Origin of the sequence: Algoriphagus lacus, assembly GCF_003583985.1 — a bacterium.
GTDB classification, from domain to species: domain Bacteria; phylum Bacteroidota; class Bacteroidia; order Cytophagales; family Cyclobacteriaceae; genus Algoriphagus; species Algoriphagus lacus.
The window spans coordinates 364038-375903 of the sequence record NZ_QXML01000003.1 but is presented as its reverse complement, the minus strand read 5'-3'; the positions used below and the strand labels follow the sequence as shown (position 1 = coordinate 375903).

Sequence of the window (11866 nt, the reverse complement as noted above, 5' to 3'; positions counted from 1 at the left end):
AATATTTTTTGCAATACTTTATTCTTTTTTTTCAAATAATTCAAAATCAATTTTTTAAAAACTGATCTTTTTGACACACTTTCCGAAATTTTGTATTGATTTTTGCTTCATTCAAATTTTTTCAAAAATTATTCTCTTTTATTTAAGAAAAAAAATGATATGCTGCCATAATTTTAAAATTCATGAGATTCATTAGGGATTTTTCAAAGTGAGCTTAAGAATTTCTACTGAGCAGAATTCACTTAATTTTGTCAAAATACATCCGAATTAATGCTCTCCTTCCCCAACGCAAAAATCAACCTCGGTCTTCATATCACTTCCAAACGGAAAGACGGATATCACGAAATTGAAACTTGCATGGTGCCCATCCCACTTTGTGATGCCTTAGAAATGATCTTGGATAAAAAGCCTTCGTGGAATTCCACAGGATTGGAAATCCCCGGGGACCCTAAAGACAACCTGATCCTGAAAGCTGAAAAGGTTTTGAAGAAGGACTTTCCCGGTCTGCCTAATTTGGCCATTCACCTTCACAAAAATATCCCAATGGGAGCAGGATTGGGCGGCGGCTCATCGGATGGTGCTTTTGCCCTCAAGTTGATGAACAATCTTTTTGACTTGCACTTGGATGATTTTTTCCTAGAGGAATATGCCGCTCAGTTGGGTAGTGACTGTCCGTTTTTCATCGAAAACACCCCGAAAATCGCCCGAGGCAGAGGTGAAATTTTGGATCCCATATCTCTTGATTTAAAAGGAACTTGGATCATTCTTATCAATCCGGGAATCCACGTTGGCACCAAAGAGGCCTACTCCGGAGTCACTCCTTCTGCACCGAAAGGAAATCTTGAAGAAATACTTCAGGACAGAAACCGTTGGAAAGCAGAGTTAGTAAATGACTTCGAACCGAGCATTTTCAAAAACCATCCGGAAATCGCCCAAATCAAGGCAAAGATGTATGAAGCGGGTTCGTATTACTCAGCCATGTCCGGTTCTGGCTCATCTGTTTTTGGACTTTTTGATCAAAAGCCGGAACCTATCACTTGGAAAGATTCCTATTTTGTCTTTGAATCTGAGCTCTGAAAAAAGAACTCAATCAATTGTACGAATTGCTTTCCTTCGCTTGTTCCAATAATTCAACACCGGATAAATAAGCACGGATATCAGGATGATCAGCGTGCCCAAATAAAACTGGGGCGTCATTTTTTCCTTTTCCCCAAAAATCAATACCGCCAAAACTATCCCGTAAACAGGCTCCAAATTGATTGTCAGATTCAAGGTGAAAACACTCAATCGCTTCATTAGCTCCACTGATACTGAAAAGGCATAAACAGTACAAACACCACTCAAGATCAGCATCCAAAACCAATCATTCCCTTTCCAAGCCCATTGGATAGGTTGCCCATCAGTCAGAAATTCCGCATAAATCGGCATAAACAGGAGCGCAAAAAGACTCGCCGCACCCATTTCATAAAAGGTAATTTGATAGGGATTGTGGCGCAATGTTAGACGGCCATTGAAGACCGAAAACAAGGCGCTTAGCAATGCCGAGATCAATGCCATGGACAATCCCAACCAATATCCCGTCTCAAACTGGAAAATGACCAGAAGACCAGATATCACCATCAGTCCCAAAGCCACCTCATACCACTTGATTTTGGTCTTGTTGATCATGGGCTCCACAAAGGCTGTCCAGAGTGAAGTGGTCGCCATTCCAGCAAGGCAAACCGAAGCTGTGGACACTCGTGCCGACCAAAAAAAGAATATCCAATGAAGAGAAATCAGAACTCCCACTCCCAGGATTTTCAGCAACTCCGGGAAGGAAACCACCAGTTCCTTTTTCCTAAAAAAAGCAACTAAGGCGACTCCTATTGCAGCAATCAAGGTCCTGTAAAAAACCAATTCCAAGGCCGGGAGGCTTATCAACAAACCCAAGATGGCAGTGATTCCCCAAATCATAACTATGAAATGAAGCATCAGGTAATCCCGGACAGTTCCTTGATTTTGCATCTATCGGGGAACGGTTTTGTAAAGCACCAAACCAGTCAGCGCAAAAACAATGTTGGGTATCCAAACCGCCAAAATCGGGAAAGATGACCCATTTTCGGCAAAAGTTCGGGATAGAATAAACATCAGGATATAAAAGAACGCAAGCAAAAATCCCATCGCAATCTGGAATCCTGAACCACCCCGAGTTTTCCGGGCAGACATGATCACCCCGATGAAAGTCAAAATCAAAGCGGCAAACGGCGACATAAATCGCACATAGCGCTCAATTCGATAAAAGCTGACATTATCAGCTCCCCGCTCCTCCAAAATTTTGATCTGTTTACTCAGTTCGGGGAGTTTGAGCGTTTCGTGATGATTGACAGGCAGGTCAAAATCTGCTGGAGTAATGGAAAGGATGGTGTCCAGTTCACTTCCTACGGTATACTCCTCCCCTTTTTCATGAATTTTTCTAAGCCTCCAATTTTCGAGTCTCCAGACATTTTTTGTGGTATCCCATTGGATTCGGTCTGAAGAAAGCTTGGACAAAAGCTGACCATCCCGGATTTCTTCCAAGGTAAAATCGTATCCCGTGTTACTGAATTTATAAAAGCGCTTTAGATACGCGTAGGCATCTGGGCCCACTTTGATGTGAATATTGGGGTCAGTGGATGCCTGTCCCTTGTCCAGGTAGGTAATTCGGAACTGAGTTACTCCTGCAGTGGCCACCGGAAGGACCCAGCCATTAAGCAGAAAACTGACTGCCCCGATCATCGCCGCCGCAAAAAGAAAAGGCCTAAGCAGTCGCATAAAACTCACCCCAGAGCTCAGAATTGCAATGATCTCCGTTCTTCCAGCCATTTTGGAAGTGATAAAAATGACCGCGATAAAGACCGTAATAGGCGTCAACAGGTTGTTGAGATACAAGCCATAATTCCCCATGTATTTGAGAATTTCCATGGCGGGGACGTCATTCCGGATGTATGCGTCATTTTTCTCTGTAAAATCCAATACCAACACAATCAGGATCAGCATGACCACTACGAAAAAGTAGGTCTTCAGAAATTCCTTTATGATCAGTTTGTCGAGAATCTTCATATCAGAGTCGGGTGCTCACTTTTTTGACCATGTGGTCTTTCCATACGCCAAAGTCACCCGCAAGGATATGTTCCCGTGCCTGTCCTACCAGCCAAAGGTAAAAGGCAAGGTTGTGAATACTTGCAATCTGTGCGGCGAGGATCTCTTTGGATATGGTCAAGTGCCGTAAATATGCCTTGGAATAAAAGGTACTGGCGTAATTTCCAATCGCCGGATCGATGGGATTGAAATCATCCTTCCATTTTTCATTCCGAATGTTGATGATTCCCTCAGAGGTGAAAAGCATTCCATTCCGAGCATTGCGGGTAGGCATCACACAGTCAAACATGTCCACGCCTAAGGCAATACACTCCAAAATGTTGGCTGGAGTTCCGACTCCCATCAGGTAGCGCGGTTTGTCAGAAGGTAAAATATCCGTCACCAGTTCGGTCATTTCATACATCATTTCGGCAGGTTCGCCAACAGACAGACCGCCTATCGCGTTGCCTTCCCGGTCACAGGAAGCAATGAATTCTGCACTTTGCTTTCGCAAATCCTTGTAGACGGAACCCTGAACGATGGGAAAGAGCGTTTGACTGTAACCATATTTGCCTTCTGTGGTATCGAACCGATTAATACACCGCTTTAACCAACGATGGGTTAATTCCATGGAATTGCGGGCATAACCGTACTCACAGGGATATGGGGTGCACTCGTCAAACGCCATGATGATATCTGCCCCGATGGTGCGCTGGATATCCATGACATTTTCGGGAGTAAACTCATGCTTGGAGCCATCAATATGTGACTTGAACATGACTCCCTCTTCTTTGATTTTGCGGGTTCCGGCAAGGGAAAAAACCTGGTATCCCCCGCTGTCAGTCAAAATCGGTCTATCCCAGCCATTAAATTTATGAAGTCCACCAGCTTTTTCCAGAATATCCAACCCCGGACGGAGATACAAGTGATAGGTATTGCCTAAGATGATTTGAGCTTTGATATCGTCTTTTAGTTCACGCTGATGAACGGCTTTTACTGTAGCTGCTGTGCCGACTGGCATAAAAATCGGGGTTTGAATGTCCCCATGGTCAGTAATGAGTGTGCCTGTCCGGGCTTTGGTTTGGGTATCTTTTTTACCTAAAGTAAACTTCATAGTTAAAATCAGGGCTTGTAGCAATCAGCTACAAATTGCCCGGTTTAGCCTGCAAAAATATCCACTTATTCTTAAATGACTTGCTGAAATTGATTTTATATTTGCCCAGCAAATCGACCTATGGGCCTATTTTTACTCTGGTTTTTCTTTGGCATCGGCGTTATCATTCAGGGAGTTTATCTCCTGGTGATTTTCGGGCGAACCGCCTGGTTTAAATCTTCCGGCAAGTCTTCCAAAACCAACATCCCTGAGGAGGGAGTGACTGTTCTTGTTGCTGCCCATAACGAATTTCAAAACCTCAAAGTACTCATCCCCAAACTCTTCGAACAGGATTACCCGAAATTTGACGTTATGATCGTCAATGACCGCAGCACTGATCGGACCAAGCGACTGCTCGAAGAAATGATGGAAATCTATCCCAAACTCCGATCTGTAACGGTCAAATACACTCCCAATCACGTCACTCCGAAAAAATTTGCGATGACGCTTGGTATCAAAGTGGCCAAAAATGACGTCATCCTGTTAACTGACGCTGACTGCATGCCTTCTTCTGACCAATGGATCCGAAAAATGACCGCTCCGATTCGCGAGGATGGGAAAACTTTCTCCATTGGCTATTCCGGTTATCAGACCAAATCGGGCTTATTAAACAAATGGATTCAATTTGAAACCGTCCTGACTGCTCTTTTTTACCTGTCTTTTGGATTATGGAAGGCCCCATTTATGGGAGTTGGGAGAAATTTATGCTATCGGAAAAGCTTTTTCCTGGAAGCCAAAGCCTTTAAAGGATTCTGGCACTTGGAAGGCGGCGACGATGATTTGTTTGTCAACAATTACGCTACCGGAAAAAATTCCGCCATCGTAATCGACCCGGAAGCCACTACAGTTTCTATTCCAAAAGAAACCTGGAAAGAGTACTTGGTCCAGAAAAAACGCCACCTACATGCCGGAAAATATTACAGGGGAGAGGACAAACGAAAAATCGGACTTTTCTCACTTTCCCATGCTCTATTTTGGATAGGTGGCCTCGGATTGCTGATTTATTTCGGAATCGGGCAGCAATGGGAACAATTTTTAATCGTTTTCGGTATTATTCTTCTACGGTCCATCTTCGTTTGGAATATCTTTAGTGCTGCCGCTAAAAAGATCCAAGGAAGTACTCCTCCCATGAATGTGCTGGTGAATGATTTTCTTTATCTGGCGTATTTTTGGGTTCTTGGATCCGTATCGTATCAGTCAAAAGACATCCAATGGAAATAAACGAGCGAGGTTTTTCGAACAAGGCATTAGAAGATTTTGATCTGATCGACAAAGCTGTAAATGAAAAAGACCAACAGGCCTATGCTACCCTGATGAAGCGGTACAAAAAGGCCGTTTATTTCATGATCCTCAAGATGATCCGGGATGCAGATGATGCTGAAGATCTCACCATGGAAGCCTTTGCCAAAGCCTTCCGGAATCTGGAGCGTTTCAAAAAAGACTACACATTCAGTACCTGGCTTTTCAGGATTGCCACCAACAATACCATCGACTTTATCCGTAAAAAGAAGCTCAAAACCATGAGCCTTAATAATACGCTTTCTGATGACAGTGGCAACGCCGTTACCATTGATGTGGAAGACGATGACAATAATCCACAGGATGAATTCATCAAGTCACAACGGATCGAAATGGTCCGGATTTTTGTAGACAAACTGCCTGCTAAATACCGCAAACTAGTGCAGCTACGCTATTTTGACGAGTTATCCTACGAGGAAATTGCGGTGGAATTGGACAAGCCGCTTGGAACCGTCAAAGCCCAATTGCACCGATCCAGAGAATTGCTTTACGAAATCGCATCCGGAAAAGAAAATCACATCTGATGAATCCCGGAACAGCCTTGATCCTTTCTTATTTTCCTGATTTAAGCGAAACTCAACTCGCACAGTTTGATCGTTTGGAGGAACTTTACACTGATTGGAACTCCAAAATCAATGTAATCAGCCGAAAGGACATGGATCAGTTTTACATCCACCATGTGCTTCATTCATTGGGAATTGCCAAAGTGATGAAGTTCCAACCCGGAACCAAAGTATTGGACATTGGTACCGGTGGAGGATTCCCTGGGATTCCTTTAGCGATCTTGTTTCCTGACACGCATTTTCACATGGTGGATTCTATTGGTAAGAAAATTACCGTTGTCAAAGACGTAGCCAAGCAACTCAAATTGGCAAATGTGGAAGCACAACAAGCGCGCGCAGAAGAATTGGTTCGGAAATATGACTTCGTCATCAGCCGTGCAGTGACCCGCATGATCAATTTTTACCCTTGGGTCAAAGGAAAAATCAAAAAAGAGGACTTCAACGAATTCCAAAACGGCATCCTTTATCTGAAAGGCGGCGATGTGGATGAGGAGATGGAAGAACTCGACAAGTCCTACATCACCTATCACCTGAGCGACTACTTCAAGGAAGACTTTTTTGAGACCAAAAAGGTCGTGTATATGCCTTGGGAGGACAAGAGATAGCAGGTTGCATATTTAAAAGGTACGGCTTGGAATGGAAAGTGTATTTCCGAAAATACAGATTTGAAATTCATCACCTTTCCCGGAGAAACTTGAAATTGGCTTCGAATAAAGCGATTGATGTTTTAGCCTCGATTTTAACCCTTAAATGTGGTACGGTCTCAAAATAAAGCCTGTTCAATTTCAAAACGGAACATCAACTAACCGCTGATTTTCAGTTACTTAACATTAATTCAAAGAGTCTCAGATTCTTACATTTTTATTTCCGACAATTCCCGACAATCAATTTTTTGCTTAGGCATAATACCCTAATTTGAAGCCTCATTTCCCACCAAAGTATGTACATCATTTTTGATACCGAGACCACCGGTTTGCCCCGGGACTACAATGCCCCCATGTCCGATGTGGACAATTGGCCACGCTTAGTCCAGATTGCCTGGCAGCTCCATGATGCCAAGGGCAAACTTCTCTCGAACCATAATTACATCATCCGCCCTGAGGGATTTACCATTCCCTACAATGCCGAAAAAGTCCATGGCATTTCCACCAAACGAGCTTTGGCTGAGGGACATGACTTGAAAGAAATCCTTCAAGTCTTCCGGGAAGACGTGATTCAGGCAAAATACCTGGTTGGCCATAATATCGGATTCGACATCAATGTCGTGGGATCAGAATACCTACGTGCGGCATTGGTGATGCCATTAGGTGAAAAAAAGGAACTCGACACTAAAGACATCTCAACGGAATTCTGTGCTCTACCCGGTGGAAAAGGCGGGAAGTTCAAGTGGCCAACATTGACCGAACTCCATAAAAAGCTTTTTGGAGTTGGATTTGAAGATGCCCACGATGCCGCCTATGACGTGGATGCCACGGCCCGTTGTTTCTTCGGACTGATTACTCAAGGAGTACAAAAGCCTGAAGCAGGTATCCTCTTGGAAGAGGTAATTTATGAAGCCCCAAAACTCGCAGAGGCCAATTTCGTCCAAGTAAAAAGCGAACAGAAGGCTGCTGCAAAAGATGTCCAAAAACAGACTGGAAAAACTGACATTTCCGATCTGGCTGATGTCAATTTCACCCACTTGCATGTCCATACCCAGTATTCCGTCCTTCAGGCTACCTCCGAAATCCCAGCTATTGTAGCCCGGGCAAAAGCGCTCGGAATGACCGCAATTGCCATGACTGACCATGGCAACATGATGGGAGCATTCCATTTTGTGAAAGAAGCGATGGGCAAGGAACTCAAACCCATATTGGGTTGTGAATTCAACCTTTGTCGAGACCGAAAAAACAAAGCGAACAAAGATGACGGCTATCAAACCGTACTGATCGCCAAAAACAAAGCCGGCTATCAAAATCTGGCCAAACTGGCCTCTTATGCCAATATTGAGGGTTATTACTATGTGCCCCGGATTGACAAGGAGATTTTGGTACAATACAAAGGAGACCTAATCGCAACAACCGGAGGACTTTGGGGAGAGATACCTTTTCTGATTTTGAACGTAGGAGAAACCCAAGCGGAAGAAGCTTTTGTCTGGTGGAAGGAGCAATTCGGGGAGGATTTTTATGTGGAACTCAACCGTCACGGTATTCCTGAAGAGGAAAAGGTCAACGAAGTACTGTTGGATTTTGCCCTGAAATATGATGTAAAATATTTTGCGGCAAACAACACCTATTACAATGACAAGGGAGATGCAAAGGCACACGATATTTTATTGTGTGTAAAAGACGGAGAACTGGTCGAAAAGCCAAAAAAATACATCGGCAAAAGGGGCCGTGAATTTCGATATGGCTTTCCAAACGATGAATTTTACCTCAAAAGTCCCGAGGAGATGAAAAAACTCTTTTCGGACTTACCGGAAGCCATCATTTGCACCCAGGAAATAGTAGACAAAATCGAGGCTTACAAGCTTGCCCGTGAGGTATTGCTACCCAAGTTTGACATCCCCGAAGAATTCAAAAATCTCGAAGATGAAGTGGATGGAGGAAAGCGGGGAGAAAATGCCTACCTCAGGTATTTGACTTATGAAGGGGCCAAAAAGCGTTATCCTGAAATCACGTCTGAGATTCAGGAACGCCTGGATTTCGAATTGGCTACCATCGAAAAGACCGGTTATCCGGGTTACTTTCTAATCGTTCAGGACTTCACCCGTGCCGCTCGTGAAATGGGCGTTTCTGTAGGCCCTGGTCGTGGGTCCGCTGCCGGTTCCGCAGTAGCATACTGCACTGGAATTACGAATGTGGATCCAATTGCCTATGACCTACTCTTCGAAAGATTCCTGAATCCTGACCGGGTTTCACTTCCCGATATTGATATTGACTTTGACGATGAAGGCCGCCAAAGTGTCATCGACTATGTAATCAACAAATACGGTTCGAACCAAGTCGCGCAGATCATCACCTATGGCACCATGGCTGCAAAATCGGCCATTCGGGATACCGCAAGGGTTCTAAATCTTCCCCTCGCTGATGCCGGCAGACTGGCCAATCTCGTTCCGGACATCAAACTGAAGACGCTTTTTGATCTGGCAAAAAATCGACCTGCCCTGCTGGAAAAGCTCAAAGGACAGGGAGAACTGCTTCAAAAAGCAGAGGAATTGATCCGGATTGCAGCTGGAAATGATGAAATGGCCAGAACAGTCAATCAAGCTTCCGTGCTGGAGGGATCAGTAAGAAATACCGGGATCCATGCCTGCGGGGTGATCATCACTCCAAGCGACATCACCAATTTCGTTCCTGTAGCATTGGCTAAGGATTCTGACATGGTTTGCACCCAATTTGACAACTCGGTGGTGGAATCTGCCGGCTTGCTCAAGATGGACTTTTTGGGTCTAAAAACCCTTACCCTGATCAAGGACGCCATTAAAATCGTCAGAGAGCGGCACGGAATCCAGCTTGATGCGGATGAATTCCCGATAGAAGATGTAAAAACCTACGAGCTTTTTCAGCGTGGTGAGACAGTCGGCATATTCCAGTACGAATCTGCTGGAATGCAGAAATACATGCGCGAACTTAAGCCCACCGTCTTCGCGGATTTGATTGCAATGAACGCGCTGTATCGTCCAGGACCATTGGCTTACATTCCTTCTTTTATCAAGCGAAAACACGGAACCGAGCCAATTACCTATGACTTGGACGACATGAAGGAATACCTGGAAGAAACCTACGGGATCACCGTCTATCAGGAACAGGTCATGCTTCTGTCGCAGAAACTGGCTGGCTTCACCAAGGGCGAGGCTGACGTACTGCGTAAGGCGATGGGTAAAAAGCAGAAGGACGTTTTGGACAAAATGAAACCCAAATTCGTCGAGCAAGCGGCTGCCAAAGGCCATGATCCCAAAAAGCTGGAAAAGATCTGGACGGACTGGGAAGCTTTCGCATCCTATGCCTTCAACAAGTCACACTCCACTTGCTATGCCTGGATTGCCTATCAGACCGCTTACCTGAAAGCCCACTATCCTGCCGAATACATGGCATCTGTCCTGAGCAACAACATGAATGACATCACCCAGGTGACGTTTTTCATGGAAGAATGTAAACGGATGGGTATCAAAGTAGCCGGCCCCGATGTCAATGAATCCAAAGGTGGCTTTACGGTAAACAAAGCCGGAGAAATCCGATTTGGGATGGCAGCGATCAAGGGTGCAGGCTCGGCCGCAGTGGATGAAATCATCAAAGAGCGGGAGAAAAACGGACCATATAAAAACATCTTTGACTTTGCGAAACGGGTCAATTCGAGAGCTTTGAACAAGAAAACCATGGAAGCACTTGCCATGGCAGGAGCCTTTGACAGCTTCAAAGAGCACCATCGAAGACAGTACCTGGAAGCACCTGAAGGAGACGTGACCTTGATCGAAAAGGCGACCAAATACGCTCAAAAAGTTCAGCAGGAAGAAGACAGCGCTCAAGTCAGTCTTTTTGGCGGCGGTAGCGGAAATATGCAGATCCCACTCCCTACTGTAGCTCCGATGGAGCCTTTCTCCCAGATTCAACAACTCAATATTGAAAAAGAAGTGGTGGGCCTGTTTATTTCCGGACATCCTTTGGATCAGTACAAACTTGAGATTGAGTCATTCACCAACACGCCATTGACAGCCTTGGCAGACCTGGAAAGTTTGAAGGGCAAAAATGAATTGAAGCTGGCCGGATCGGTATCAAGTTTCGCTCACCGAACAACCAAAACCGGAAAGCCATTTGGAACCCTGACTTTGGAGGATTACCACGGTTCGTTTACCTTTTTCCTTTTCGGAGAGGATTATGTGAAGTTCAAAGAGTACTTCATGACGGGCTGGTTTTTGTTTTTAACCGGCAAAGTTGAGCAGCGAAAGTGGGGAAATGAGAATGAAGTGGAATTCAAAATCACCAGCATGATGCTGTTGAGCGAAGTCCGGGGAAAAATGATCAAGGGACTTCGTGTCAATATCGACCTGGATGAGCTGACTTATGAGCTGATGGAAAAACTTGAAGCCATAACAGCCAAATACAAAGGGGAAGCAAAACTCTTTATCGATGTAATTGACCGAAAAGAGAACATCGCTTTGGAGCTTTTCTCCAAAAAATACACAATCGATCCGAGCGCAGAGATGATTCAGGAGTTGAAGGGAATTCCTGAAGTGGTTTATAAAGTGGTTTAAAGGGTGATTGAAAATTGACATAAAGGGTTCTAATTGTTTCCCTCTATGAGTCATAGACATTAATTTAAAATCGACCGGAACTTAATAAGCTTCAATCGGCTTTTGCTGATATATTTGAAAAATTGAAATCAATTAATCCAAGAATAAAATGGGAAAAGCAATAGAAATTACTGATGCAAACTTTGAGCAAGTAATCTCCGGGGACCAGCCAGTATTGGTTGACTTTTGGGCTGAATGGTGTGGACCGTGCAAAATGATTGGTCCAGTGGTGGAGCAATTGGCATCAGAATACGAAGGCAAGGCAGTAATCGGTAAAGTGGACGTGGATTCAAATCCATCCGTGGCGCAAGCTTTCGGAATCCGCTCTATCCCAACCCTGCTTTTCTTCAAAGGCGGGCAGATCGTGGACAAACAGGTCGGCGCTGTTCCAAAGGCTGTTCTGGCTCAAAAGCTGGACGCACAACTCTAATTCTTAATTACACTTAGATCAGAAAGCCGTAAAGAACTCTTTGCGGCTTTTTT

At 44.5% G+C, this 11866-nt stretch carries 9 protein-coding genes; 6 read left to right on the top strand and 3 right to left on the bottom strand.

The window, feature by feature from the left end; translation table 11 throughout:
• Positions 1-270 precede the first annotated feature (270 nt).
• On the top strand, positions 271-1077 hold the full coding sequence (gene ispE / locus D0X99_RS08740) for a 4-(cytidine 5'-diphospho)-2-C-methyl-D-erythritol kinase (protein ID WP_119477292.1): 807 nt from the start codon (positions 271-273) through the stop codon (positions 1075-1077).
• Between the two features lie 9 nt (positions 1078-1086).
• Here the strand turns inward: ispE and D0X99_RS08735 are convergent, their stop codons facing one another.
• From D0X99_RS08735 to tgt, 3 genes are read right to left on the bottom strand one after another with little or no spacing between them, the layout of a single operon-like run.
• Positions 1087-2004 (bottom strand): DMT family transporter, encoded by a 918-nt coding sequence (locus tag D0X99_RS08735; protein ID WP_119477291.1) that lies wholly within the window; start codon positions 2002-2004, stop codon positions 1087-1089.
• Positions 2005-3078 carry an LptF/LptG family permease gene (locus D0X99_RS08730; RefSeq protein ID WP_119477290.1) on the bottom strand — a complete coding sequence of 358 codons (1074 nt, stop codon included), beginning with the start codon at positions 3076-3078 and terminating at the stop codon, positions 2005-2007.
• Between the two features lies 1 nt (position 3079).
• A complete protein-coding gene (gene tgt, locus D0X99_RS08725; RefSeq protein ID WP_119477289.1) occupies positions 3080-4210 on the bottom strand; it encodes a tRNA guanosine(34) transglycosylase Tgt in 1131 nt (376 codons plus the stop codon).
• 120 nt (positions 4211-4330) lie between these two features.
• Between tgt and D0X99_RS08720 the strand changes: the two genes are divergently transcribed.
• The 5 genes from D0X99_RS08720 to trxA all read left to right on the top strand — a co-directional run bounded on the left by D0X99_RS08720 (position 4331) and on the right by trxA (position 11813).
• On the top strand, positions 4331-5470 hold the full coding sequence (locus D0X99_RS08720) for a glycosyltransferase (RefSeq protein WP_119477288.1): 1140 nt from the start codon (positions 4331-4333) through the stop codon (positions 5468-5470).
• Positions 5461-6072, top strand: a complete 612-nt coding sequence (locus D0X99_RS08715) for an RNA polymerase sigma factor (protein ID WP_119477287.1) — start codon at positions 5461-5463, stop codon at positions 6070-6072. Before D0X99_RS08720 ends, D0X99_RS08715 begins: the two co-directional genes overlap by 10 nt.
• On the top strand, positions 6072-6716 hold the full coding sequence (gene rsmG, locus D0X99_RS08710; protein ID WP_119477286.1) for a 16S rRNA (guanine(527)-N(7))-methyltransferase RsmG: 645 nt from the start codon (positions 6072-6074) through the stop codon (positions 6714-6716). The genes D0X99_RS08715 and rsmG overlap by 1 nt, the downstream gene beginning before the upstream one ends.
• 335 nt (positions 6717-7051) lie before the next feature.
• Positions 7052-11344 (top strand): DNA polymerase III subunit alpha, encoded by a 4293-nt coding sequence (gene dnaE, locus D0X99_RS08705; protein ID WP_119477285.1) that lies wholly within the window; start codon positions 7052-7054, stop codon positions 11342-11344.
• 148 nt (positions 11345-11492) lie between these two features.
• On the top strand, positions 11493-11813 hold the full coding sequence (gene trxA, locus D0X99_RS08700; RefSeq protein WP_119477284.1) for a thioredoxin: 321 nt from the start codon (positions 11493-11495) through the stop codon (positions 11811-11813).
• The last annotated feature ends 53 nt before the right edge of the window (positions 11814-11866 follow it).

Coding starts and splice junctions, on each gene's coding strand:
- trxA (WP_119477284.1), top strand. CDS start 11,493: ATGGGAAAAGCAATAGAAATTACTGATGCAAACTTTGAGCAAGTAATC.
- dnaE (WP_119477285.1), top strand. CDS start 7,052: ATGTACATCATTTTTGATACCGAGACCACCGGTTTGCCCCGGGACTAC.
- D0X99_RS08715 (WP_119477287.1), top strand. CDS start 5,461: ATGGAAATAAACGAGCGAGGTTTTTCGAACAAGGCATTAGAAGATTTT.
- D0X99_RS08720 (WP_119477288.1), top strand. CDS start 4,331: ATGGGCCTATTTTTACTCTGGTTTTTCTTTGGCATCGGCGTTATCATT.
- rsmG (WP_119477286.1), top strand. CDS start 6,072: ATGAATCCCGGAACAGCCTTGATCCTTTCTTATTTTCCTGATTTAAGC.
- D0X99_RS08735 (WP_119477291.1), bottom strand. CDS start 2,004: ATGCAAAATCAAGGAACTGTCCGGGATTACCTGATGCTTCATTTCATA.
- tgt (WP_119477289.1), bottom strand. CDS start 4,210: ATGAAGTTTACTTTAGGTAAAAAAGATACCCAAACCAAAGCCCGGACA.
- ispE (WP_119477292.1), top strand. CDS start 271: ATGCTCTCCTTCCCCAACGCAAAAATCAACCTCGGTCTTCATATCACT.
- D0X99_RS08730 (WP_119477290.1), bottom strand. CDS start 3,078: ATGAAGATTCTCGACAAACTGATCATAAAGGAATTTCTGAAGACCTAC.